Origin of the sequence: Cytobacillus kochii, assembly GCF_020171845.1 — a bacterium.
Lineage (GTDB): Bacteria > Bacillota > Bacilli > Bacillales > Cytobacillaceae > Cytobacillus > Cytobacillus kochii.
Genome location: NZ_JAIVAM010000015.1, coordinates 43,847 through 69,332, shown reverse-complemented (window position 1 = coordinate 69,332; position 25,486 = coordinate 43,847). Strand labels below are relative to the sequence as shown.

The 25,486-nt window shown below is 36.3% G+C and carries 21 protein-coding genes; 15 read left to right on the top strand and 6 right to left on the bottom strand.

The annotated features are described in order from the left end of the window. Positions 1 to 164 precede the first annotated feature (164 nt). From LCM23_RS22000 to ytvI, 5 genes are all read left to right on the top strand, one after another. Positions 165 to 1,121: an ABC transporter ATP-binding protein gene (locus LCM23_RS22000; RefSeq protein WP_224938808.1), complete on the top strand. Its 957-nt coding sequence runs from the start codon at positions 165 to 167 to the stop codon at positions 1,119 to 1,121. Beyond that, positions 1,114 to 2,628 carry an osmoprotectant update ABC transporter permease/substrate-binding subunit OpuFB gene (gene opuFB, locus LCM23_RS21995; protein WP_224938807.1) on the top strand — a complete coding sequence of 505 codons (1,515 nt, stop codon included), beginning with the start codon at positions 1,114 to 1,116 and terminating at the stop codon, positions 2,626 to 2,628. Before LCM23_RS22000 ends, opuFB begins: the two co-directional genes overlap by 8 nt. A 230-nt stretch (positions 2,629 to 2,858) precedes the next feature. Further along, complete coding sequence (gene pepV / locus LCM23_RS21990; RefSeq protein ID WP_224938806.1) at positions 2,859 to 4,274, top strand: dipeptidase PepV; 1,416 nt, start codon at positions 2,859 to 2,861, stop codon at positions 4,272 to 4,274. Between the two features lie 91 nt (positions 4,275 to 4,365). After that, positions 4,366 to 5,232, top strand: coding sequence for a D-amino-acid transaminase (gene dat, locus LCM23_RS21985; RefSeq protein ID WP_224938805.1), 867 nt, complete (start codon positions 4,366 to 4,368; stop codon positions 5,230 to 5,232). 432 nt (positions 5,233 to 5,664) lie between these two features. Then, on the top strand, positions 5,665 to 6,795 hold the full coding sequence (gene ytvI, locus LCM23_RS21980) for a sporulation integral membrane protein YtvI (protein ID WP_224938804.1): 1,131 nt from the start codon (positions 5,665 to 5,667) through the stop codon (positions 6,793 to 6,795). A 43-nt stretch (positions 6,796 to 6,838) separates the two neighbouring features. Here the strand turns inward: ytvI and LCM23_RS21975 are convergent, their stop codons facing one another. The 3 genes from LCM23_RS21975 to LCM23_RS21965 are packed head-to-tail and all read right to left on the bottom strand — an operon-like array spanning position 6,839 to position 8,316. After that, a complete protein-coding gene (locus LCM23_RS21975) occupies positions 6,839 to 7,312 on the bottom strand; it encodes a GNAT family N-acetyltransferase (RefSeq protein ID WP_224938859.1) in 474 nt (157 codons plus the stop codon). After that, positions 7,293 to 7,784: a DinB family protein gene (locus LCM23_RS21970; RefSeq protein WP_224938803.1), complete on the bottom strand. Its 492-nt coding sequence runs from the start codon at positions 7,782 to 7,784 to the stop codon at positions 7,293 to 7,295. Before LCM23_RS21970 ends, LCM23_RS21975 begins: the two co-directional genes overlap by 20 nt. A 22-nt stretch (positions 7,785 to 7,806) precedes the next feature. Next, positions 7,807 to 8,316 carry a GNAT family N-acetyltransferase gene (locus LCM23_RS21965; RefSeq protein WP_224938802.1) on the bottom strand — a complete coding sequence of 170 codons (510 nt, stop codon included), beginning with the start codon at positions 8,314 to 8,316 and terminating at the stop codon, positions 7,807 to 7,809. A 247-nt stretch (positions 8,317 to 8,563) separates the two neighbouring features. On the opposite strand from LCM23_RS21965, the gene LCM23_RS21960 reads away from it, so the two are divergent. From LCM23_RS21960 to LCM23_RS21945, 4 genes are all read left to right on the top strand, one after another. Next, positions 8,564 to 10,501: an FUSC family protein gene (locus LCM23_RS21960; RefSeq protein WP_224938801.1), complete on the top strand. Its 1,938-nt coding sequence runs from the start codon at positions 8,564 to 8,566 to the stop codon at positions 10,499 to 10,501. 209 nt (positions 10,502 to 10,710) lie between these two features. Then, positions 10,711 to 12,753, top strand: coding sequence for a catalase (locus tag LCM23_RS21955; protein WP_224938800.1), 2,043 nt, complete (start codon positions 10,711 to 10,713; stop codon positions 12,751 to 12,753). Between the two features lie 446 nt (positions 12,754 to 13,199). Beyond that, the gene (locus tag LCM23_RS21950; protein WP_224938799.1) at positions 13,200 to 13,433 is read left to right on the top strand and encodes a hypothetical protein; all 234 of its coding nucleotides are present in this window, start codon (positions 13,200 to 13,202) and stop codon (positions 13,431 to 13,433) included. 24 nt (positions 13,434 to 13,457) lie between these two features. Continuing rightward, positions 13,458 to 14,714 carry an MFS transporter gene (locus tag LCM23_RS21945; protein ID WP_224938798.1) on the top strand — a complete coding sequence of 419 codons (1,257 nt, stop codon included), beginning with the start codon at positions 13,458 to 13,460 and terminating at the stop codon, positions 14,712 to 14,714. Between the two features lie 78 nt (positions 14,715 to 14,792). On the opposite strand, the gene LCM23_RS21940 is transcribed toward LCM23_RS21945, so the two are convergent. Further along, positions 14,793 to 15,665, bottom strand: coding sequence for a TetR/AcrR family transcriptional regulator (locus LCM23_RS21940; protein WP_095372205.1), 873 nt, complete (start codon positions 15,663 to 15,665; stop codon positions 14,793 to 14,795). Between the two features lie 154 nt (positions 15,666 to 15,819). On the opposite strand from LCM23_RS21940, the gene LCM23_RS21935 reads away from it, so the two are divergent. Then, positions 15,820 to 17,340: an MDR family MFS transporter gene (locus LCM23_RS21935; RefSeq protein WP_224938797.1), complete on the top strand. Its 1,521-nt coding sequence runs from the start codon at positions 15,820 to 15,822 to the stop codon at positions 17,338 to 17,340. A gap of 387 nt (positions 17,341 to 17,727) precedes the next feature. Here LCM23_RS21935 and cysK read toward each other — a convergent pair whose 3' ends face one another. After that, positions 17,728 to 18,657: a cysteine synthase A gene (gene cysK / locus LCM23_RS21930; RefSeq protein ID WP_224938796.1), complete on the bottom strand. Its 930-nt coding sequence runs from the start codon at positions 18,655 to 18,657 to the stop codon at positions 17,728 to 17,730. A gap of 181 nt (positions 18,658 to 18,838) precedes the next feature. On the opposite strand from cysK, the gene thpR reads away from it, so the two are divergent. From thpR to LCM23_RS21910, 4 genes are all read left to right on the top strand, one after another. Further along, entirely contained in the window at positions 18,839 to 19,399 is a 561-nt protein-coding gene (gene thpR, locus LCM23_RS21925) for an RNA 2',3'-cyclic phosphodiesterase (RefSeq protein ID WP_224938795.1), read from the top strand. A 12-nt stretch (positions 19,400 to 19,411) separates the two neighbouring features. Continuing rightward, on the top strand, positions 19,412 to 20,359 hold the full coding sequence (locus LCM23_RS21920; RefSeq protein ID WP_224938794.1) for a nuclease-related domain-containing protein: 948 nt from the start codon (positions 19,412 to 19,414) through the stop codon (positions 20,357 to 20,359). A gap of 681 nt (positions 20,360 to 21,040) precedes the next feature. Next, a complete protein-coding gene (gene pulA, locus LCM23_RS21915) occupies positions 21,041 to 23,167 on the top strand; it encodes a type I pullulanase (protein WP_224938793.1) in 2,127 nt (708 codons plus the stop codon). A 145-nt stretch (positions 23,168 to 23,312) separates the two neighbouring features. Then, positions 23,313 to 24,104, top strand: coding sequence for a phosphotransferase family protein (locus LCM23_RS21910; RefSeq protein WP_095372211.1), 792 nt, complete (start codon positions 23,313 to 23,315; stop codon positions 24,102 to 24,104). Here LCM23_RS21910 and LCM23_RS21905 read toward each other — a convergent pair. After that, a complete protein-coding gene (locus LCM23_RS21905) occupies positions 24,092 to 24,370 on the bottom strand; it encodes a YtzH-like family protein (protein ID WP_224938792.1) in 279 nt (92 codons plus the stop codon). The two genes, LCM23_RS21910 and LCM23_RS21905, sit on opposite strands and share 13 nt — an antisense overlap. 217 nt (positions 24,371 to 24,587) lie before the next feature. Between LCM23_RS21905 and trmB the strand changes: the two genes are divergently transcribed. Continuing rightward, on the top strand, positions 24,588 to 25,226 hold the full coding sequence (gene trmB, locus LCM23_RS21900) for a tRNA (guanosine(46)-N7)-methyltransferase TrmB (protein ID WP_224938791.1): 639 nt from the start codon (positions 24,588 to 24,590) through the stop codon (positions 25,224 to 25,226). Positions 25,227 to 25,486: the final 260 nt, after the last annotated feature.

Here is a 25,486-nt window from a genome sequence, read left to right as displayed (position 1 = left end):
ACAAAAGCATCCTCCATTCTTTTTAACATCATATATATGGCTAAAGGAGCCTGTTTTATGTTCTAAATATTCAAAAAAATAAAAGAAAAACTTTTTTATTGGTTTAAAGAATGAAATGTTAGGGAAGTTATTATAGATTGAAATTATCTAGTTGGAGGAAACTCATGATTACATTTGCTGGTGTGTCTAAGGCTTTTGGAGAAAAAGAAGTCGTCACTTCTTTGGATTTCTCCATAGAAAAAGGAGAACTATTTGTATTAATAGGTCCAAGCGGCTGTGGTAAAACAACAACACTAAAGATGATTAACCGCTTAGAAGAAACGAGTGGTGGATCAATTACAATAAATGAAAGGAATATTAGTGATTATGCTCTTCATGATTTACGTTATGACATCGGCTATGTGTTGCAACAGATAGCTCTCTTTCCGCATATGACAGTAGAAGAGAATATAGCCATTGTACCAGAATTAAAAAAATGGAATAAAAGTAAAATTCATCAACGTGTGACAGAATTATTAGACTTAGTGGGATTGGATGCAGGTACGTATCGTAACCGAAAGCCAGCTGAGCTATCTGGTGGTCAGCAACAAAGAGTAGGTGTCGCCCGTGCTTTAGCTGCCAATCCTGAAGTGATATTAATGGACGAACCATTTAGTGCGCTTGATCCGATTACGAGAGTGAAGCTACAAGATGATTTATTGTTAATGAAGAGAAATATAAATAAAACAATTGTCTTTGTGACACATGATATGAAAGAAGCGCTAAAGCTAGGTGATCGCATTGCTATTATGAATGAAGGAAAAATGGTCCAAATTGGTACACCCGAAGAGCTGAGGTATCAACCTGAAAGTCAATTTGTTGAAGAGTTCATCACTTCAACTGACCAAACAGTTGATCGATTTGCCATTAATCATGTGATGATTCCTTTTGATACGAGCGATGTATCAATCACTGAAACAGTAACTACAAACATAAGTAAAGAGCAAGTGCTAGATCAACTGGTCACACATGAAAAAATAGCAGTGGAAGAAGATGGTGTTATCGTTGGGATGATTACAAGGGAGAGTGTCATTCAGTTTTTAGCCACTCAAGCGAAAGATGTGGGTGGAGAGTATGAATGAACTTATTAACGTTTTATCAGAGAGACAAGACCAATTGCTCAATGCATTAATTGAGCATATGCAAATTTCATTTATTAGTTTATTATTTGCCGTGATTATTGCAATCCCACTAGGGGTTATCTTAACGAGGAATGAAAAGGTAGCAGAACCCATTCTTGGCATTGCGGCAGTTATTCAAACAATCCCTTCATTAGCTTTACTTGGCTTATTAATTCCCTTATTAGGTATTGGTAAAATCCCAGCTATTATTGCTTTAGTTGCCTATGCTCTTTTACCAATCTTACGAAATACATATACAGGAATTAAAGAAGTTGATCCAGCCTTAAAAGAGGCGGCCAGTGCGATGGGAATGAAATCTGCACAACGGTTGATGAAAGTTGAACTCCCTCTAGCGCTACCTGTCATTATGGCTGGAATCCGTACAGGTATGGTTCTAATTATAGGAACGGCAACTCTAGCAGCACTTATAGGTGCAGGAGGCCTAGGAGATATTATTTTACTAGGGATTGACCGCAATGATTCTACACTAATTGTGATTGGCGCTATTCCAGCGGCCCTTTTAGCTATTTTATTTGATTTTATTTTAAGAAGGTTCCAGAAATTATCATTTAAGAAAGCGCTGGTAGGTGTCAGTATTGGAGCTATAATTGCCTTGTTTGTAACGGTGTCTCCTTATATCTTTCAACAAGAGAAAGACTTGAAGATTGCCGGAAAACTTGGATCAGAACCTGAGATTCTTATCAATATGTATAAATTATTGATTGAAGAAGAAACAGACTTAACGGTTGAGCTCCAGCCAGGACTGGGTAAGACTTCTTTTGTATTTAAAGCTTTAACTTCCGGTAGTATTGATATTTATCCTGAATTCACTGGTACAGTGATTGCTGAGTTTTTAAAGGAAGAAGCAGTAAGCACAGACCAAACAGCCGTCTATGAACAAGCGAAAGAAGGAATTCAAGAGGAATTCGATTTAGTTCTATTAGAACCAATGGAATATAATAATACCTATGCATTAGCTGTGCTTAATGAATTTGCCGAAGAACATGAACTTCAAACAATATCCGACTTAAAAGCAATTGAAAGCATGATGAAACCAGGATTTACACTCGAATTCTCTAATCGTGAAGATGGTTACATCGGTATTCAGGAGTTGTATGGCTTAAGTTTTTCTGAAGTGGTGACAATGGAGCCTAAATTAAGGTATACCGCTTTGGAAAATGGTGAAATCAATCTTGTTGATGCCTACTCAACTGATTCTGAGTTAGAAGAGTATGGACTAACTGTTCTAGAAGATGATCAATCACTATTTCCTCCTTATCAAGGTGCACCGTTATTGAGACAAGAAACAATTGAGAAATATCCGGAAATTGTTGATCCTCTCAACCAGTTGGCAGGGAAGATAACAGACGATGAGATGCGAAAAATGAACTATGCAGTGAATGTTGATGGGAAAAGTGCCAAAGAAGTAGCAGAAGAATATTTAAAAGAGAAAGGTCTTATCCAGTAGTGAACAAGAAAGATAAGAAAGTCCGAACAATGTGATGTGTTGTTCGGACTTTTAACGTTTATTAAAGAAATGATCAATAATGAATATAAGATGTAGACTTTGAAATAGAAACATACCGTACATATCGTTATATTTTTAAGGGTAGTGTTATAATAACCATGAAAGCACTTACTTTATTAATCCTTTTAAAAGAGAAGGATGTTGATTACATATAGCAGGAGGTTTTTACATTGGGTGATATTAATTGGCAAGAAGAAGTTATGAAAAGGAAGGACGACTTAATTAAAGATACACAAAAGTTATTGCAAATTAAAAGTGTGCTAGATGAGGAAAATGCCACATCTGATGCGCCGCTCGGTAAAGAGGTAAAAGAAGCGTTAACCTATCTATTGAACTTAGGTGAAACCGATGGATTTATAGCAAAAAATGTTGAGAATCTTGCTGGTCACCTAGAGTTTGGACAAGGTGAAGAGTTACTCGGCATACTTTGTCATGTCGATGTTGTTCCTGAGGGAGATGGCTGGTCCAGTGATCCTTATGCTGCCGAAATAAGAGATGGTAAAATCTTTGCTCGTGGAGCGATTGATGATAAAGGACCAACAATGGCTGCGTATTACGCAATGAAAATTGTCAAAGAGTTAGGCCTGGATATGAACAAACGTGTAAGGATGATTATTGGTACGGATGAAGAGAGTGATTGGCGTTGTGTGGACCGATACTTTGAAGTGGAAGAAATGCCAACTTTAGGTTTTGCCCCAGATGCAGATTTTCCTATTATTTATGCAGAAAAGGGCATTGCTGACTTTGACCTTGTGCAAAAAGAAATTATTCGTGGCGTCGCTTCCTCACAAGTAAAAGTGCTCTCACTCCAGTCAGGTAAAAGATACAATATGGTTCCTGATTTTGCTAAAGCATCACTTATGGTTCAATATGAGCCAACTGAAGTTGTACAAATGTATGTTGACTTTTTAAAGGAAAAAGAACTTCAAGGTAAATATTATATGGACAATGGTGAACTTATTCTTGAGCTTGAAGGTGTATCTGCACATGGGATGGAGCCGAATTTGGGTGAAAACGCCGGACTATTATTAGCAGATTTTCTCTCAAGTTTAAAGCTAGATCAACAAGCAGACCAATTTATCGGTTTCATAGCGAAGCATTTTGCTAATGATTCTAGAGGTAATCAGTTAGGTATTGCCTTCTCGGACGATATCACGGGAGACTTGACAATCAATGTAGGTAAAATCTATTACAAGCAACAAACTGGAGGTAGATTGGGTTTAAATATGAGATATCCAGTTACTACTGATATTGAATCTACATTGAAGAAAATTGAACAAAAAGCTCAAACATTGGGGATGCTATTTGAAAACCTAGATGATTCAAGACCACATCACGTAGATGGTGACTCTTTCCTCATTCAAACATTAAAAAAAGTGTATACAGAACAGACTGGGGAAGAAGCTGAATTACTTTCGATAGGTGGAGGAACCTATGCGCGTTCATTAAAAGCTGGAGTAGCTTTTGGTGCGTTATTCCCTGGGAGAGAAGATGTAGCCCATCAAAAAGATGAATATATGTATATTGAAGATTTATTGAAAGCAACGGCCATCTATGCAGAAGCAATATACGAATTAACAAAATAATCTATTGATAAATGCTGTTTTCCTTGGTAAGATAGCGTTGAAGTTTAGCACTTTAAAGGAAAAATGAAATCGTTGAAGGAGATGCTCTATCATGAATTATGTCATTTTTAATGGCAATATCATTGAAAGATCGGAAGCAAATGTTGATATTGAAGACCGTGGCTACCAATTTGGTGACGGAGTGTATGAAGTCATTCGCGTCTATAATAGCAAAATGTTTACAGCGACAGAACATTTGGAGCGAATTATTTTAAGCGCAAAAAAAATTGGCATGGAGTTAACTTATACTGTTAATGAAATGAAAGAGCTGTTAACACAATTAATAACAAAAAATTCATTAGAGCATGGAACGATTTATATACAATTCTCAAGAGGAGTAGCTCCACGTAATCATCCATACCCTACTTCTGATGTAGCTCATTCATTTGTGGCTTATACGAAGGAAGTAGCGCGTCCGCTTGCGAATTTAGAAAATGGTGTCAAAGCCATATTAAAAGAAGATATTCGCTGGTTACTTTGCGATATTAAAAGCTTAAATTTACTTGGTAATGTCATGGCTAAACAAGAGGCTGTGTCAAAAGGATGTTATGAAGCGATTCAACATCGTGGCGAAGTTGTAACAGAAGGTAGCTCATCTAACATTTCTATTATTAAAGATGGAACACTTTACACACATCCTGCTTCCAATCTGATTTTAAATGGCATCACTCGTCGTAAAATGATTGAGGTTTGTGAAAAGGATGGTATTCCGGTAGTGGAAGAGCCGTTCTCGTTAAATGATTTAAATACAGCGGATGAAGTATTTTTATCTAGCACAACTTCAGAAATTACACCTATTATTCAAATAAATGAAAAACTAGTAGGTGAAGGTGTACCTGGCGTTTTAACGAAGAGAATTCAAGGATTATTTGATGCAGCGATTGAAAGCGAATGCGGAAGATTAACAACGACAGTGTAATGATTATCAATATAAAGGGAAGATAGAATTCTTTCTAACGATAAGTAATATCAAAAACTGCACCCCACTTGTTAGACGGTATCTAACAAGTGGAGGTGCTCTTTTATTACTAGCAGGCCTTTTCATGAATAAAGTCAGCTATATTTAATACCTTTCTTGATTGCACACAAATCATTAATCGTCTTCATGAGTATGAAAAAAACCGGGCGTGGAGCTGCTTCTTTAGCTGCATAGGATGCTCAAGCAAATTTCCACTTTCAAGGACATTATTGTAAAATTACCAACTTTAATATCTCTAAATATCCAGCACTTTTCAAAAAATCGTACCAAATTTTTCATGATTTTCGAGTGTAGACTTTTTGTTCTTTCAGAGGACTAGTATATAATTATGACATGAAATAAACAGAAGAATTGATGAAAAGAGGATGTTTTATGAAAAGAAGTCATGCTTGGATGATTGTACGAGCTGGCGTGCTTATACTCACTTTGGTGTTGGTCGGCTGGTTCGTCATAAAAACATTCACCCTTACCTATCCTTTCTGGTTGGCTGCCTTATTTGCCTGGTTTTTACAGCCCCTTGTTCGGTTATTACAAAGTAAATTACGCTTTTCTTCAGGATGGGCAAGCTTCGTTGGCTTGTTAGGCGGTGTTCTTGTTATATGCGGTATGATTACTGGCCTACTGTTCTTACTAATCGCCAATTTTAAAACCTTTTTCTTGCAAATCCCTAACTGGATAGAGGGCGCTTCTATTAATGTGCAACACTTTTTTAATACGGTTATTTTACCTTTTTGGCAAGATGCGTCAGGGTTATTTAACTCAATTGGTTCGGGTAATAATCAGGCAATGAAGCAAGGAATAATGGAACTTGGTTCACAGGTTGGTTCTATTTTAGGAGATATTGGTCAAGGAGTTGTTGATTGGTTATCTCAGTTGCTACTCAGCTTGCCTACTTTTTTTGTTGCCTTTATTTTTTTCTTATTAAGCATTTACTTTATGGGAAAAGATTGGGGACAATATAGAAGTTTTTTTAGGAGAATTCTCCCTTTTCGTATGAGAGTGAAGGCAAAAGAGTTTAACTTTGCCATAAGAAACCGACTGTTTGGTTTTATACGAGCGCAGTTTATTCTAATGATCGCAACAGGAATTATTGTCTTCATTGGTCTTGCTATTTTGCGAGTAGAAAATATATTTACACTAGCGGTTATTATAGGTATCGCAGAACTTCTACCTTATTTAGGCACAGGGACAATCCTCATTCCTTGGAGTGTTTATCTACTCATTACAGGAGATGTCAGACTTGGGGTTGGCATTGCCATTGTTTATGGCGTGACATTAGTCGTAAGACAATTGTTAGAGCCCAAAGTTTTATCGAGCAGCATGGATTTAAATCCGGTTGCTGTGTTAATCTCTCTTTTTGTTGGTCTCCAATTATTCGGAGCATTTGGCTTATTTATTGGTCCAGTCACACTTGTTTTGCTTATCATTCTTCACGATATAAAGATTACACATAGTATTTATTACTTTATAAGAGATGGGTTTAAGAATGAAAAAGATGGTTAGTTTGGTGAAATAGAAAAAACGAACAATTTGTTCGTTTTTTCATTTACAGTGGTTTTATGTACCAACGATCCATAGCTGAATGTTCTGACCCTTTTAGTGGCTCATGAAGTAATTCAAACCTATATGATTGATATAGGCGATCCGCAATTGTTAGTGTATTGTGTGTTTCTAAATAACAATACTGATAATGTTGTTTTGCGAATGTGAGTGCAGTATCCATTAACTTTTTGGATAAGCCCAGTCCTTTAGCTTTAGGTGAAACATATAGTTTTTGTAATTCACATATTCCTTCGTCTAAGTCAAAAGGAGCAATGCCGATACCTCCAATGATTTCTTTTTCCATTTCAACAATCCAATAGGCTGAGCCTGGGGTTTCTTCATAGTATTGATGGAGCGAATCTAATTGAGGATCGTAATAAGCCGTTCCTGAAATAGCTAAATTGGCTGACTCTAATGCTTCTTTTATAATTGCTGCAATCTGTAAGTTATCTTTCTGCTTAATTTTTCGAATAGTGATCATAGGAACCTTCCTTAATTAAACGGTTAATCATATTGATTGTTTGCATGTGGATTCCCTCGTGAAAGATGGTTCTGATGAGGACATCCTCAATGGTGCACATACCCATATCAATAGGCTGATATTCGCGATTTAAGAAATCACCATAATGATGTTCAATAACTGTCGGTTGGTCACGAAGTAATCTGATTAGATCTTCATAAGAAGGTGTGCATTCATTGAAATCAGTTGGGGTTGTACCGAAACCAAAGAACGAATGATAGGCTGATAAGTCTATGATGACCTCCCTTGTTAACGATTGTATCCATAAGTACTGATCAAGGTAAATATGCCCCATATGCCATCTGATGTTATTGCGGAAACCGAAAGGAATGATTTCTGCTTGTTCTGCAGATACATCCTTGAGGATTGATAGCACTTCCTCACGATACGTGTGTAATTGATTCATAAGAACAGTATGACGTCTGATCAACGGAATCACCTTGTAATATTTTTTAAACCATCTTGTACATTAAAACATCGTCAACATATACATCATGACTAAGCTTAATATCTTTTATTTTTCGTCCTTCTTCCACAAAGCCCATTTTTTTATAAAGATGGATAGCGGGGTAATTAGTAGAAAACACTCCTAAGCATAATTTTTCAATGACAGGATGTCCCTCAGCCCATTTAATCAGTGTTTGCAATAATTGCATGCCAATGCCCTTTTTACGATAGCTTGAGTCAACATATATACTAAAACTACCATGATGAGCTAGTCGGGATATGGATGATGAGCGAAATATTATACATCCAACGACTCTTTGATCAGACTTAGCGACAAAGACAACCGCGTGTTTTTTGCTATGTGTGATGATTGCAGCTAATTTCTTTCTTTCTTCAGCTATATTTGCTAAAAATTCTTCGTTTGTAGTAATGAAAAAACGATTTTCTTCAACGATCTCTTTCTGCAAAGTAAGAATATCATCTACATCAGCTAACAACGCTTGGTATACTTTCAACAGCAACCACACTCCTTACTTTTGCTACAATCAATAAAATTATACGAAATATTCATACAAATAGTAAAGTGAAAATGTACCATGAGGGTTGCCACATAAGTATTTTGGCAATATGATATACTAATAAATAGGTGAGAAAATTCCCTTTTATAGGAATTTATTTACGTTCTATATAGAACATGGGCATCTAGTGTGAATAGATGCTCTTTATTGTTTTAATTTTAAGGTTGTAAGTGAGGTTATATAAATGAGTGAATATACAGAAAAAGGAAATGTATCACTTCTTCAACAAGCTCTAAAGGTGAACAAAAAACCTTTTCCATGGGTAAAGGCTTTTCTAGCTGGATTAGCTGCAGGTCTTCCAGTTATTATTGGTATCCTGTTTGGAGAGCTAGAGTATGGTTTATTAACAGGTATGGGGGGGTTTACCTATCTTTATGTATTTAATATCCCTTATGCCCAAAGAGCAAAAAAACTATTTTTCGTTGTCATAGGTATTACTTTATCCTCCTTCTTAGGGACAATTGCTGCACCGTTTCCACTTGCTGTTGCAATCATTATGGGTATAATTGCTGCAATGGCCACGTTTGTCTTTGGAGCGTTACGGTTTACTGGGCCAAGTGCGATCTTTTTTGTATTAGTGTTCGCGATGACTTCTGGAATGCCTACAGAGCCTGAGCTAGCGTTTCAGCGTGCTGGGTTTGTGTTTTTAGGTGGTGCACTTTCATGGGTGATTGCGATGGCAGGATGGTTTGTGAATCCTTTTGGACCTGAAACAGATGTTGTTAAGAGGGCTTATAATGAATTAATCATTTTGATAAAAAGTATTGGTACAGAGCAGTTTGATGAACAGAGGTATAAAGTGATGTCCTCCTTAAATGAAGTCGAGGATATCTTAATTGCTGGCTACTTACCTCTTAGAAGGCAGAAGAGATATGATCGTTTATATGTGTTAAATGATCATTTGAATCGCATTTTTCTAGAGGTGATTAAAAACTTTTTAAACGAGAAAACAGCGCCACCACAAAAATTAATAGAACAGCTTCAAGTTTTATCGAATTCAGTTGATAAAAGCAGATTGGATATAATTGAAATCGAAGAAGATGAAGTAAGAGGCTGGCACGCCAAGTATAAACAATTATATGCAATTATTAAACGCCTCGATTGGGATACAGAAGATATATCTTCTCATGTGAAAGAAGAAATAGAAATTTCTAAACCCACTGTTAGAAAAGCTTTACTTCATTCATTTGATAAGAACTCGATTGTATTACTGTCTGCTATGAGAATTGGAATTATGACGATCATTGCAGGAATTATCGCTTACCAATTTCATTTTGAACGTTCATTTTGGGTTCCTCTTTCTTGTGTAGCTGTCATGTCTGGAGCAACAGTCGTTGCCACTTATCATCGTGCAATTCAACGTGGAATTGGAACAATAGTGGGGATCTTAATCGCTAGCTTTATACTTAGTTTTCACCCTACAGGACTTGTCATAGCCATATTAATCTTTTTACTTACCTTTATTACAGAATTATTTATTGTGAAAAACTATGGATTAGCAGCAATCTTTTTTACACCTAATGCGTTGATGATGGCAGAAACAGTAACCCCAGGTGATTTTGCTTTTACTTATTTCGCACAAGCAAGAATAATTGATGTTTTTATAGGTAGCATCATTGGTTTATTAGGTGTTTTAATTTTTGGGAGGAGCTCAGCCTCTAGTAGGCTACCCCACCTCATTTCAAAAACAATTCGTAGTCAAGCTCAGCTCATGTTTACAATGTTTTCAAACCATACAAAAGATGGTCATGTATCAGAAAGGGAACTATCTAAATTGAAAACAAATATTCAAGGCTTAAAGACTGTATATAATACAGCAGCTGGTGAAATCCCAATCGATCGCAGCGCATTAACCTATTATTGGCCAGTTGTTTTTTGGTTAGAGCAAATCACCTATTTTCTTGAAAAAACAGCAGAAGAGAAAGAGCAGCAGGTGAAATTATCTGATGAGGCTTTAGCGAAACTCTTGTATTCTTATGAATCTTTAGCTAATGCAGCGTACAGAGAGCACGCTCCAGCAAATTTGTCCTTTCCTAAAATGCAAGGTTTATCTAACTTGAAAAATGACATGATTCATCTTCAAAGGTCATTACAAATGCACGAAGAAAAGCATCCATCATAGGGTGCTTTTTTTTAATGATAAAACGCTAGTATGTCATAAAAGAAACCTGTATATAGGCGTTGGCATTAAAATGATCAATGTGTTGATTCCCTCTTTTTTATAATTATTATTTAAAAAAAATGATTATTTTTGTTTTAGAAAGAATAGGGAGGGTAAATAGAAACAACTATTCCTTAAAAATAATTACATAATAAAAGGAGAGAATCACTATGTCTAAAAATGATAAAGACAAACAACTTGAAAATTTTAGAAGTAATGACAATAAGGATAAAGACTTAACAACAAACGGTGGAGTAAAACTTTCAGAAGATGATCATTCTTTAAAAGCTGGTACAAGAGGTCCAACATTACTAGAGGATTTCCATTTACGTGAGAAGTTAACACATTTTGACCATGAAAGAATTCCTGAACGTGTTGTTCATGCAAGGGGGTTTGGCGCTCACGGTGAGTTTCAAGTTTATGATGATTCAATGAAGGCTTTCACGAAAGCGAAATTTTTAACTAATCCTCATACGACAACGCCTGTTTTTGTCAGATTTTCAACAGTTGTTGGTTCGCGTGGTTCACTTGATACGCCGAGAGATGCGAGGGGATTTGCAACGAAATTTTATACAGAAGAAGGAAATTATGATTTAGTAGGTAATAATATTCCTGTGTTTTTCATCCAAGATGGTATTAAATTTCCTGATTTAATTCACGCAGTGAAACCTGAACCGCATAATGAAATGCCACAAGCTGCTTCTGCACATGATACTTTTTGGGATTGGGTTTCGCAAAATCAGGAATCTGCCCATATGGTGATGTGGGTGATGAGTGACCGTGGTATTCCGCGAAGTTATCGTACAATGGAAGGATTCGGTGTTCATACATTTAGATTGGTTAATGATAAAGGCGAAGGTCACTTTGTTAAGTTTCACTGGAAACCAGTATTAGGCACACATTCCCTTGTTTGGGACGAGGCACAAAAGTTAGGAGGAAAAGACCCTGATTTCAATCGCCGTGATTTATGGGAGTCTATCGAAGCAGGCGACTATGCTGAATACGAACTTGGTGTGCAAATTTTAGAAGAGAAGGATGAATTTTCGTTTGATTTTGATATTCTGGATCCAACGAAGATTTGGCCAGAAGAAGAAATTCCGGTTCGTAAAATTGGTAAAATGACACTGAATCGCAATGTAGACAATGTGTTTGCTGAAACAGAACAAGTAGCCTTCCAGGTTGGGAATGTAGTACCTGGTATTGATTTTACGAATGATCCATTATTACAAGCAAGATTGTTTTCCTATACAGATACCCAACTCATTCGTTTAGGTGGTCCAAATTTCCATGAGCTACCTATTAATAGACCTGTTTGCCCTTTCCACAATAATCAAAGAGATGGTTATGGTCGCCAAACGATTAATACAGGACAAGCTGCTTATCATAATAATACCTTAGCAAATGGTTCGCCGAATACGGTTGAAGAATCTGAAGGTGGTTATGCTCACTATCAAGAAAAAGTAGAAGGTAGGAAAATTAGAGAACGAAGTGATAGTTTTGAAGATCACTTTAGTCAAGCTACACTGTACTGGAATAGCTTGAGCGATATAGAAAAAGAACATACGATTAGTGCTTTTCAATTCGAATTGAGTAAAGTGGAAAGCCATGCTGTAAAAGAGCGTGTAGTCGAAATGTTTAGTCACGTAAATAGTGATCTTGCTAATCGCATTGCTGAAAAAGTTGGTGTTGATGCAGTTGAAAATAATAATGAGACAACTACAGCGAAATCATCACCTGCACTAAGTCAACAAAACACAATCTTTTCAGCAGCTACACGTAAACTAGCAATCATAGTTACGGATGGGTTTGAAGGTGAAAAAGCAAAGTCAATCATCAATGATTTGCAAGAAGCTGGTGTGAACCCATGTATTGTAAGTGACCGTCTTGGCACAATTAGAGGGAGTGGAGGAGTAGAGTTACAAGCAAAACATACATTTGCTAGTGACAGTTCAGTGGTATTTGATGGGGTGTATCTTATTGGTAGTGATGAAGTTGATGCAACCTTTAAGCATGATGCATTGCTGTTTATAGATGAAGCATACCAACACTTCAAACCAATCGCTGCTACTGGTGATGCCATCTATTGGATTAAAGATTTAGATTATCCTAGTGAAGAAGGCATTTTACTAGAAGAACAATCAGGTAATGATTTTGCGAAACAAATAATTGATGCTTTGTCCGCTCACAGATTTTGGAATCGGTCGCAAGTATAATGACTAAGAAGGAAAGCAGAGACGTCATCTAATGGTGTCTCTGTTTTTTGCGTTCAATAGTAAATTTAACTACATGTATCATCCTTTCTATCATACGTAGTTGTTTTATAGAGAATTTCTTCAATGATTATAATGTATTGTTTTTGCAATAGTTGTACTCTCAATTTCATTAATCAAATCATCATTATCTTCTCTTATCTGTTAGATACAGTATAGACGATTAGTGCCATCCAAACGTCGGTAATAGGTCTATTTTAAAAACTCCTTTATAAAATCAACCCCTCTCTTGTATTACTTATTATGCCTGATGATTAATAAATAGTTGAATACCCTAAGGTGTTATGAAAGCTTTTACTAGCTGAATGATAATCAAATCATTGCTCACATGTGCCAGAAATAGAGTAAACTAGTCAATAACGGTTGTAACCAGAGGGGATGGAGTAAAAGTGAGTGAACATCAAGTGTCTATCATTGATTTTGCGAGGAGGGGACAATCTATTTATATTGTCCTACAAGGGTACGATGCACGATCCGATAAACCATTTGCAGGAGAAGTGAGAATTCTAGGGAATAACATATATGGTGATATGATTCATCCGAATAAGTCACTTTTATCTGAAAGCTGCCGTCAGTTTATTAAGGATACAATACGAAGAAAACTTCAAAATCAAGAAATATAAGATTTAACAAAGTGAGGGGAAGAAATGGGAGAACCGATTCAATCGAGTTATAGTGAGAGTGAAAGAGAGAGATTATATAAAAGAACTTTAACGGTTGTAAGTATTTCTCAGTTGTTTGGTGGAGCAGGTTTGGCTGCAGGCATTACGGTAGGAGCGTTATTAGCAGAGGATATATTAGGAACGCCTTCATATGCAGGCTTGCCAACAGCTTTATTCACGATTGGATCAGCAGTTACTGCTTTTATAGTAGGGAAAACTTCTCAACATTATGGCAGAAGAATTGGACTTACTATAGGTTTTATTGTTGGTGGACTAGGAGCATTAGGGGTTGTTTTGGCAGCTATATTACAGAATATTTTTCTATTATTCTTTTTCTTATTCCTTTATGGAGCAGGTACGGCAACCAATTTACAAGCGAGATATGCCGGCAGTGATTTGGCTAATGAGAATCAAAGAGGAAAAGCAATTAGTTTAACAATGGTTATGACCACATTTGGAGCAGTATTAGGGCCCAATCTAGTTAATATTATGGGGGAGGTGGCAGGCCGATTAACCATTCCTCCTTTAGCTGGCCCGTTTTTATTATCTGCCCTTGCATACATAGCTGCTGGGATTGTATTGTTTATTTTATTACGCCCAGATCCATTTATCTTAGCGAAGCAATGGGTAGCTGAAGAAGAAAAACAAATGAGTAATTCCGTTATTGCTACCAAAAATGTAAATAAATATCATATCGTTGTTGGGGCAACAGTTATGATTTTAACACAGTTAATTATGGTAGCGATTATGACGATGACCCCTGTTCATATGCTTCATCATGGTCATACACTACAAGCAATCGGAGTGGTAATTGGCGTTCATATTGGTGCGATGTATTTACCATCTCTATTTACAGGTGTTCTAGTTGATCGATTAGGTAGATATTTTATTGCTATTGCTGCAGGTGTTACATTATTGTTATCAGGAATTACCGCTGCTAGTGTGCCTGAGGATTCTTTATTTGGATTAATCTTAGCTTTAGCTTTATTAGGGTTAGGCTGGAACTTCGGTTTAATCAGTGGAACGACATTAATTGTTGATGGAACAACCAATGAAAACAGAGCTCACATTCAGGGAAAAGTCGATGTGTTTATTGCCCTATCTGGTGCGACCGGTGGGTTGCTTTCGGGCATGGTTGTTGCTCATTCTAGTTATGCTACTTTAAGTATAGTTGGTGGATTGATTTCATTCATTTTAGTACCAATTGTCTTCTGGCCAAAGTTAGCAAAAGCAAATAGCTAATGGGAAATGAATAACCACGAACCAAATTTATTTGGCTCGTGGTTATTTTAGATAAAAGCAAAACTGTCCAAGCTGTTTTTATTTTGTTTGTAAATAGTACCAAATCAAATTTGTAAACGTATGAGCTTGTAGTTCGATCTCTGTCTTGTCTAGTGAGGTTTGGAAAGGTTTGAGTAAAGGTAACAGAACAGGTTTACGAATTCGATCTGCTTTTAATTCTGTTAATATCGCATCAAATAAATCTTGTTGATCTTCATCAAATTGGTGCTGTTCTTGCAATTGCTGAGCAAACTCAAAAATTTCTTCAATTTTGATAATCCGTTTATTTATATGAGTTCTTAGCTGATTAATAGCTGAATAATTGAGAAGAGAAACGCCACTAGATTTCATCGTTTGTAAAATCATCTCTAAATAAGATAGTGTCACATCAATAAGTTGTTTTAAATCGTAAACATTGTTCGTAATTCTTTTCACAAATAGAAGGTGTTGGAGCATTCCAGTAAATAAGACAACTCCTTCAAACGCATAATCTCTAGTGTCTTCTCCAAATACCTCAATAACTCTAAAAGTTAACCATTCCATATCGTACACTCTATGTTGTAAAACGAGTTTTTTTAAATCCTTTTCATTTGAATGCAATATCGCTTCAAACAATCGATGAAGATTACTGGCTTCTTGCAGTGTGTATAAAAGGGAGATTTGATCAATAAAGACGTCTCTATCTTTTGTATCTTTCCCCACTTGTAGTGCAATTCTTCTTTGACTTGCTTCATAGCGCAAATCCTCTAATATCTCAGCGATACAATCATTTTTTGTGGCGAAATAATTGTAGAATGTCCCTTTGGAAATATTTGCTGAATCAATAATATCTTGTACAGATGTTTGTTGAATCCCCTTTTCTTGAAACAGTTTCAATGCTGCATCTGCCACTTTCTTCTTCTTGTTATTCATCGTGTATTCCCCACCCTTATGGCTTTCATTATAGATTCTTAAGAAGAGAAATACAATGCAATTGAACTTTTAGTATAAATATGTTGACCAATTTATACTTTGGGTTTAAAATGGTTCAGTACTCGAAATAAAAAAATAAAAAGGATGAGAAAGTATGGATTCAAGTTTACAACCTCAAAAACCTCCGTATTTAATGCTTGCGATATTATTTGTCGGTGCGTTTGTGTCTTTCTTAAATAATTCATTATTAAATGTGGCATTGCCTAGTATTATGGTCGATTTAAATGTAGAAAATTATTCTACAGTTCAGTGGCTGGCAACTGGGTATATGCTAGTTAGTGGCGTGCTTGTTCCTGCTTCAGCATTCTTACTAACACGTTTTAAAAATCGTAGCTTATATATTTTCTGTATGTCTGTATTTACAATTGGTACAGCGATGGCTGCATTTGCACCAAACTTTGGTATGTTATTAGCAGGTCGCATGGTTCAGGCTGCAGGTGCATCCGTTATGGGGCCTTTATTAATGAACGTCATGCTTGTTAGTTTTCCTCGTGAAAAACGCGGTACGGCAATGGGTGTGTTTGGGTTAGTTATGATTACTGCACCAGCCATTGGTCCGACTTTGTCTGGGTATATTGTTCAATATCACGATTGGCGTGTTCTTTTTGAGATGATTTTGCCATTAGCAATCATCAGCTTATTACTATCTATTTGGAAATTAGAGAACGTTATGCCTCAAAATAAAAATGTGCAACTTGATTATTTTTCAGTCGTGCTATCTTGTCTAGGTTTCGGCGGCTTGCTGTATGGATTTAGTTCTGCAAGTGCTGATGGTTGGACAGATACATGGGTACTAACGACTTTAATTGTTGGTGGCATTTCACTTATTCTCTTTATTATTCGTCAAATGACAATGGAAAAACCACTATTAGATTTACGTGTATATAAATATCCGATGTTTGCACTGGGATCAGTGATTGCAATTGTTAATGCGGTCGCAATGTTTTCAGGTATGATCTTAACTCCAGCATATGTCCAGAGTGTTCGTGGAATATCGCCGCTCGATTCTGGTCTGTTAATGCTTCCAGGAGCAATTGTGATGGGAATTATGTCACCGATCACTGGTAAGTTATTTGATAAATTTGGACCGCGTATGTTAGCTGCTGTTGGTTTAATAGTGACAGCTATTTCAACTTATATGTTAGCTAATTTACAAATCGATACATCCTATAGTCATATTGTGATTATCTATGCGTTGAGAATGTTTGGTATGTCAATGGTAATGATGCCAATTATGACAAATGGTATGAACCAAATTCCAAATCGCTTAAATCCACATGGAACAGCAATAAATAACACAGCTCAACAAGTTTCGGGTTCAATCGGTACAGCTATATTAGTAACGATTATGAATAGTGTCACACAATCTGAAGCAGAAAGCTTAATGACAGGTGTAGACCCTACAACAATGACAGAAGCAACAACTGCTGCAGTTACTCAACAAGCGTTACTAGCAGGTATACAATATGCCTTCTATGTATCACTTGTCATTAATATTGTTGCACTTATACTCGTATTATTTATAAAACGAGTAGATACAAGTGAGGAAGCAGTACGTAAGTTAGAAGAAGAGGAAGACAATAGGCATTCAAAACAAGTGAGTGCAGAAGTATAAGAGAATGGCCATTCGATAAATCGAGTGGCCTTTTTTTTTGGTGCTCTAAACATAACGCATATGAGCGGGGAACACGCGAAAGAAATATGGGAGGGTTTCCTTAGGGCACATTGGAAGCACAAGGTACATATTAAATGTGTGGTTTGCATATTACTCAGAAAGCGAGAATGGGAATGAAAGCCGAGCAATGCGAACTTGCAAGTCATTTAGCAGGAAAGACACAAATGAAAACTAAAATAGGAAATTAGGGAATCAAATTGGATACATACGAGGTGTGAAAGCTTGGTAAACTTGGTTAACGGGGGATCGGTTTTTAATTTAGGAGTGTAATAATAAAAAAGCCGGACAAATCTACGATAGAATTCGTCCGGCTTTCTAGCTCTATATTCAAATTTTAAATAAATCACTTGATAAATATCTCTCACCTGTGTCACAAACAATGAATACAACGACATCATCTGGTGTGAAATCTTTAGCGACCTGTATCGCTGCGAAACAAGCAGCTCCAGATGATGGCCCGACAAGGATGCCCTCTTTTCGTGCGAGGTCTCTTGTTGTTTGATAGGCGTCTTCGTCTGTGATTTGATGTATTTCATCATAGACATTTGTGTTTAAGATATCTGGTATAAAGCCAGGACTCGTCCCTACTAATTTATGTTTTCCTGGTTCTCCACCGGAAAGCACAGGCGAACCTTTTGGTTCTACAACATGGACTTGGAGTCCCTTATAATAATCTTTCAATACTTCCCCGGTTCCTGTAATGGTTCCCCCTGTCCCTGCAGTAGCAACGAATGCAGACAAATCCTTACCTATTTGTTTCATCCCATCAATAATTTCAATAGCAGTTGAATGCCTATGCGCATCTGGGTTAGCATTATTTTCAAATTGCATAGGGATAAAGCTATTAGGAATTTGTTTAGCTAATTCTTTTGCTTTTCTAATTGAACCAGGCATTTTTTCATCTCCTGGTGTGAGAACAACTTCTGCACCGTACGCTTTTAATAAATTGATTCTTTCTTTCGTCATCGTATCGGGCATTACGAGTATACTTTTATATCCTCTAGCGGCAGCATTCATAGCCAGACCTATGCCTGTATTTCCGCTTGTAGGTTCAATAATTGTCGCCCCTGGTTTTAATAACCCTGCTTGCTCTGCTTTTAGAATCATATTATATGCTGCTCGATCCTTTACGCTTTTGCTAGGATTAAAAAACTCTAGTTTCCCATAAATAGTAGCCCCATTTTTAGGTCCAATTTTATTTAATTTCAATAGAGGGGTGTCTCCTATTAGTTGCGCTAAGTTTTCAACAACCTTCATTCAAGTCGCATCCTTTCTTCAATGCTTTACTCTTTATTATAGTTATATCATATTTAACTTATCAGTTATAAAGGAATTGCTTAAAGGCAAACATGACATCATACCTATGGAAAAATACTGAAATTCTTATCTGTTCTGATAAAATAGATATAGATAATCAAAAGGAATTGGGAGGATAAAGATGATGGAAAAGAGAAATCCTCATTACTTTTATGCGATTAGTATTCCAAGAAATATACAATTAATCATAAAGCAAAAATGTCTGGCAGTAGAGGCTGATTATCCATTTAAAGATTGGGTCCATGAATGTGATTATCACATTACTCTTGCTTTCTTAGGGGGTGCTTCATTAGAAGTATTGGACGAAATGAACCGAGTGATAGTTAATGATTTAAAAAATATTTCCTCATTTACGCTGTATCTTGAAGGTGTTCAAACTTTTGGGCTTAAAGAACGCCCTCGTATTCTATGGTGTGATATACATAAAGAAAAGCAATTACATGAGATTCAATCAATTGTTAATCAAGTCTGTGAAAAGTATGGTTTCTCACGTGATAGAAGAAATTTCACACCACATATTACATTAGCTAAAAAGTGGCAAGGTGAAAATCAGTTCACACATTTTCCGCCTATTATGGAAACACCATTATCATTTGAAGCTACTGAAGTGGGTCTTTATGAAGTAAATACAGAGAGTAAGCCGAAATATAAAAGAATAGCAACATTTTCATTAAAAAGTTAAGGGGGTAGTAGGGTGGGGCAGTTAATAAAAATTGTCGATTGTATTTCACGATATGAGCAGAATATTTATTTATATCCATCTAGATTTGTAAAATTAAAAAAACAACAATGGGAACTGTTGTTGACCCGTTTTGAAGAAGAAGGAAAAGAGTACCAACTCATAGAGAAAGAACCAGCTCAATATCATAAACCACGCTTGAAGGATAAGTTGCTCAATATTGTAAAAAGAAACAAAGAGACAATGATTGAAGAGGTGGCTGAAGAGGAAACGAATCATAATGAAGAGTCATTTTCATTTACCGCGGACTATCATGTGAGACCTACCTCAACAAAGGAACTTAAGCAAATGTACCTCGATCAATTATTTCGTACACAATTAAAATGGGCAAGCTCAACCTTGTTTTCTGAATCGTCTCTATCAAGAAGTTACTATTATAATGAACAGTTAAAATACTTGTTACAAAGGTTTCCAGATACATTCCTTGTCCTTTTTCAGCCGATACTAAAGCTAGGTCAAGCACCGGTTTCTCTTGATACAATTGTTCTCACACCGACAGAAGTAATCTGTCTCCATTTTTTAGACGGTGCTGAATTAACGGCTTATACCGGAAGTGCTGGCCGATTTTGGTTAGCTAAAAAAGAAAATGAACAGAAAATTTTAAACCCATTGATCTCATTGAACAGAACAGTCACAGTAGTCAAGAAAATTTTGGACAAACATGATGTCACTTTACCTGTTCAAAAGGTCGTTCTTTGCCGAGAAGGATATATTGATTATCCATCAGTTCCCTTTGATGTTACTTTAATTGACCGGAAAGAGTATCCGTCTTGGTTCATAAATCAAAGACAAACAAAAGCACCGTTAAAAAGTCAGCAGTTATTAGCAGCACAAGCCTTGTTGACTTATGCGGAAAGGATATCATTTGAAAGATCTGAATGGAGTGACATAGGGGAAGGATGATGAATAGGCGATTATTGTCTATCCATACGTAAAAAATGAAATTAAATGAGTGTTTCACTCGTTCAGTCAAATGTAAGACAGTCAAGCCAAATACTGTTGTCAGGTAACAGGGTCCGAATAAAAGAGTGTTATTGGTTTGTAAGGCAGTGTTTGTACCATTCATGAACTACATAATGGATGGTATAAGAGCTCGGCTGTTAAACTGGCCTTTTTCCATATAGAGCGGGTAATAATTTGGCAAGAGGTATTTTGAAAGTCTATTCAGCTAAACAAGCACTTAAATCGCTGGTGAATAATATAGATAATGAAGAAGAGTTTGATATAGGGAGAATATGCGGATTAAATAACTCTACTCACTATTTGTAAAAATAACGGGCTGTGTTTAATGCTCAAGTTCCCTATAAAGTGAATCGTTTTATAAACCGACAGCAATAGAACCTGAGACTTTTTGTTGGCGTTACATATGATTTCCGCAAATGTCGTTAGTAACTGTGGCGAGTACAGGGGTGGACATTATCATAATTGATTAATATTCTCACATTGCAAAGGAAAGTAGGGAAGTATAAAGAAGTGATGTCACATCTTGGACTTTCTATCTCTATGCGGCTTCCCGTTACACCTAAGAGATATTTCCAATCTAGCAAAGAGAAAAATAATTAAATGAAGGGATGGGGGAGTAATATGAATGATAGTAAGAAAGCATTTTATGCGTATATAGATCGATTAGATTTAATCACATTATTACTTCCTTATGATTATCACCAGGGCCATTCAAAGTATTTTACTTATATTCATCGTGATGAAAGTTACGAGCTTGTAATAGAAGGAATGGAAGAAATTAATGATTTTCGCAAATACTATTGCTCTTTTCCTCATCTTTTTCCATTTGGGGCGATAGGTTATATAGAAAGTGAACACGGAGATGTGATTGAGGTCGATATTGGGTCGGTGACAAGAACACCTGAATTTGATGAGCTCTTCAAATATGAAGGGCCTCTTGGATATGAATATCAACCGCATGCAACGACTTTTAAAGTATGGGCACCAACAGCAACTGCCCTACGATTAGAGTTACAGCATGGCGATGATTCAGAAATGATTGAACTGAGTAGGAAGCAAAAAGGCGTTTGGCAGGTTACTGTATCAATGGATGTACATGAATGGTGTTATTGCTACCACATATGTGTGAACGGGGTTTGGAGAGAAGCTGTAGACCCATATGTAAAAGCAATTACTCCGAATGGGCAATTAGGTGTCATTATTGATGAGAATCGATTTAAACATCCAAAAACAGCACGTCCATCCTTCTCAATGATGACAGATGCCATTATTTACGAAACGCATATTCGGGATTTGACCATTCACCCAAATAGCGGTGTCCGCCACAAAGGCTTATATAAGGGAATAGCTGAAGAGAACACTACTAACGTAAAAGGAGATTCTACAGGACTCAATTATATGAAAGAATTAGGTATAACACATATCGAATTTTTACCATTGAATCATTTTGCTGGAGTTGACGAGACAAGACCAGACGATTGTTATAATTGGGGATATAATCCTCTTCATTTTAATGTGCCACAAGGAAGCTATGCTTCTAATGCTGCCACTCCTTATACAAGAATAAATGAATTAATCGAGCTCATTGATGTCATTCATCAAAATGGTATAAGGGTCATTTTAGATGTTGTCTATAATCATGTGTATGAAAGAGAAACTTCCTCTTTTGAAAAAATTGTTCCAGGCTATTATTTTAGACATGATCTAAATGGTACTCCATCAAATGGTACAGGTGTCGGAAATGATATCGCATCTGAAAGGCATATGGTAAGAAATTTTATTGTTGATTCGATTACTTATTGGACCAACACTTTTAAGGTTGATGGTTTTCGATTTGACTTAATGGGTATTTTAGATGTGACAACGATGAAACTTATCCGGAAAACGTTAGATAGTATTGATTCGACAATCCTTGTTATCGGTGAAGGTTGGGACTTAAATACACCTCTCGCTAAAGAAGAGAAAGCGAATATTCATAATCAAGATAGGCTTGGTGCCATTGCACAATTCAATGATCAGTTTAGAGATGGAATAAAAGGGAATACATTTAATCTATACGATTGTGGATATGCACTTGGTAATCACTATTATTATCAAACAGCTAAAACGGTATTGAAGGGGAGCATTGGTCAACAAGGGATATTTAATGAACCATTTCAGACGGTTAATTATGTAGAAGTACATGATAATCATACTTTGTGGGATAAAATCCATATATGTTTTCCTGAAGACACAGATGAAAGTAAAAGACTAAGACATCGATTAGCAACAGCGATGGTTCTTCTTGCCCAAGGGATTCCTTTCTTGCACAGTGGTCAAGAGTTCTTTCGGACAAAAAACGGTGAAGGGAATAGTTATCGTTCACCTGATTGTGTGAATCAATTGGATTGGATGGCTAGGAGTAAGTATAAAGAGAATGTTGAATATGTAAAAGGATTAATTGCTTTCAGAAAAAAGTATGCGATTTTACGTTTATACAGTACGAAGCAAATTAATGAAGCGGTAAATTTTCTAGATATTGAAAAACCACTACTGGCGTATTTACTTTCACATCATAAGTTTAATGAGGATGTATTATGTTATTTTAATCCAACTGAAAAGGAATATGAAATTTCCTTACCATATGGGCAATGGCAATTATTTGTCACCCAAAATCAAGCCTCTCCTCATTCGTTAGGTAACTATTCTAATATTACTTTGCCTCCATTTTCCTGCTATTGTTTTGTTCAGGAAAAAGTAACTTGCTAAAAACTCTTGAAAGAGATAAAATTTATAAAGATAGCTATTGTTGAATTTGTATCAATAGCTATTTTTATTTTCAGATGAAACTTAAGTGTGAAATTGTTTAATACAGCTATTCATAAATGGCGTAGTAAATTGCAGGTGAACTATTTTGGAAAATTTATTCGGGGATGACTGGCGGATTATCCCGGCTGGTGGTGCAACTGGAGAAGCCTATTATGCACAACATGATGAACAGCGATTATTTTTAAAAAGGAATTCTTCTCCTTTTCTAGCCGTGCTTTCTGCTGAAGGAATTGTCCCGAAGCTTGTTTGGACGAAAAGGATGGAGAATGGAGATGTATTTACTGCTCAGCAATGGATGAGTGGTAGTGAGCTTAGGCAATCGCAAATGAATAGCGAGCGCGTAGCCAAGCTGCTAAAGAAGATTCACTCATCAAAACCATTGCTTGCCATGTTAACTAGGTTAGGGAAATCGGCCATACATCCAGAGACAGTATTACAATCACTATTAACGGAATTGGATCAAGACTTATTGGAAATTCCATTAGTAGCTGAGTCACTAACATTTTTAAAAGACACAGTGAATGCGATTGAAACGGATGTAACGACTGTGTGTCATTGTGATGTAAATCATAATAATTGGCTATTATCCGAGGATAATCAGTTGTTTTTAATAGATTGGGATGGAGCAATGATCGGTGACCCGGCTATAGATATAGGCACATTATTATATGCCTATATTCCATATGAACAATGGAGTGAGTGGCTTCAGTTATATGGCATGGTGTTGACGGAAGATTTGCGATTGCGCATGAAGTGGTATGCATTGTTCCAAGCCTTGGATAGTATTCAATGGCATAAAAGTAAATTCCGTTTTCAGGAAATGAATAATCTAATCCAAGGGCTGGAAAGAAGGCTTCATTTAGATTATATTAGTTGATTCATTGTGTCGACCCATTGAGAGAGATCCTCTTTGCTAGAAGAAATATGCTCGTTTAGGTCAGATGATACTATACCGTTTTTACTATATTGATCAACATCATTTAATAAAGGAAGTAAATCTTGATGAATAGTTTCTTGGTTTTGTAGGGATTGTACAAGCCTAGCAATTTGTTCACATTCTGATTTGGAGCCACAGGCATCTGTGTGATGGTTCCTTAATAGATCCTGCAGCAATGTTAATTGGTCTTTTTGACTAATTGGCATTTTACTCACCCTTTTTCTTTTTATGGAATCACAACTAGATTGTGATTCCTTTCGTTTTTTATACATACAAAAAAACCGTAATGACAAAAGAGGTTTCACCATGGGAAGTAGTGAGTGTCTCAAAAACTGCATAGTAAGATACCCTTATAAAGGAGCTTGCACACTTTTACATTGCATGTTATCTTTTGAAAGATGAATTGAATATAGAGGTGTAATTATGCGACAAAGAAATAAACCGTGGGCGAGAGAAAAACTTGCCAATTATCCACAATACATTATCCAAGAGCCAAAAGAACAAAAAGGAAAGTGGCAAGCGTGCTTTGGTAATAATCGTCCACTTCATATCGAAATTGGTACTGGAAAAGGTCGTTTTATTACTGGAATGGCAAAACAGAATCCTGAGGTTAATTATATTGGTATTGAATTAGCGGAGAGCGTCATTGTAAGTGCGCTTGATCTTATTATTGAAGAAGAATTACCGAATGTAAAATTGATGAATATCGATGCAGCAGAGTTACGGGAGGTATTTGAGAAAGGGGAAGTTGATCGGATTTATTTAAACTTCTCAGATCCGTGGCCTAAAAAACGACATGCAAAAAGAAGACTAACTTATCAAACATTCCTATCTCTTTATGAAGATATTCTTCCTCCTCAAGGAGAGATTCATTTTAAAACAGATAACCAAGGTCTTTTCGAATATTCTTTAATGAGTTTTTCTCAATACGGTATGATATTGAAATATGTCAGCTTAGACCTTCACCAAAGTGATTATGAAGGAAATATAATGACAGAGTACGAAGAAAAGTTCTCGAATAAAGGTAGTCGTATTTTCCGATGTGAAGTGCAATATCGATAAGGTGAAAATACCACTTCACTAAGAAAGGCTCAGAAAATAGTAATAGGTCTTTATCGTCACGTTGTGTTGGTGATAAAGGCCTTTTCGCTTCTCTAATCATGTTTCATTGCGTTGACTGGATAACAAGAGTATGTGTTCAAAAAAAGTGAAGAGAATACGAGTTCTGTACAAAGTCGAATAAAGGTGAAAAATGATAAATTGTAAATATCGAGCCTGTAACGGAAGTCACGGAAAGAGAGCTTCTATGTGAACGATGAATC

Coding starts and splice junctions, on each gene's coding strand:
- LCM23_RS22000 (WP_224938808.1), top strand. CDS start 165: ATGATTACATTTGCTGGTGTGTCTAAGGCTTTTGGAGAAAAAGAAGTC.
- opuFB (WP_224938807.1), top strand. CDS start 1,114: ATGAATGAACTTATTAACGTTTTATCAGAGAGACAAGACCAATTGCTC.
- dat (WP_224938805.1), top strand. CDS start 4,366: ATGAATTATGTCATTTTTAATGGCAATATCATTGAAAGATCGGAAGCA.
- ytvI (WP_224938804.1), top strand. CDS start 5,665: ATGAAAAGAAGTCATGCTTGGATGATTGTACGAGCTGGCGTGCTTATA.
- LCM23_RS21960 (WP_224938801.1), top strand. CDS start 8,564: ATGAGTGAATATACAGAAAAAGGAAATGTATCACTTCTTCAACAAGCT.
- LCM23_RS21955 (WP_224938800.1), top strand. CDS start 10,711: ATGTCTAAAAATGATAAAGACAAACAACTTGAAAATTTTAGAAGTAAT.
- LCM23_RS21945 (WP_224938798.1), top strand. CDS start 13,458: ATGGGAGAACCGATTCAATCGAGTTATAGTGAGAGTGAAAGAGAGAGA.
- LCM23_RS21940 (WP_095372205.1), bottom strand. CDS start 15,665: ATGAATAACAAGAAGAAGAAAGTGGCAGATGCAGCATTGAAACTGTTT.
- LCM23_RS21935 (WP_224938797.1), top strand. CDS start 15,820: ATGGATTCAAGTTTACAACCTCAAAAACCTCCGTATTTAATGCTTGCG.
- cysK (WP_224938796.1), bottom strand. CDS start 18,657: ATGAAGGTTGTTGAAAACTTAGCGCAACTAATAGGAGACACCCCTCTA.
- thpR (WP_224938795.1), top strand. CDS start 18,839: ATGATGGAAAAGAGAAATCCTCATTACTTTTATGCGATTAGTATTCCA.
- pulA (WP_224938793.1), top strand. CDS start 21,041: ATGAATGATAGTAAGAAAGCATTTTATGCGTATATAGATCGATTAGAT.
- LCM23_RS21905 (WP_224938792.1), bottom strand. CDS start 24,370: ATGCCAATTAGTCAAAAAGACCAATTAACATTGCTGCAGGATCTATTA.
- trmB (WP_224938791.1), top strand. CDS start 24,588: ATGCGACAAAGAAATAAACCGTGGGCGAGAGAAAAACTTGCCAATTAT.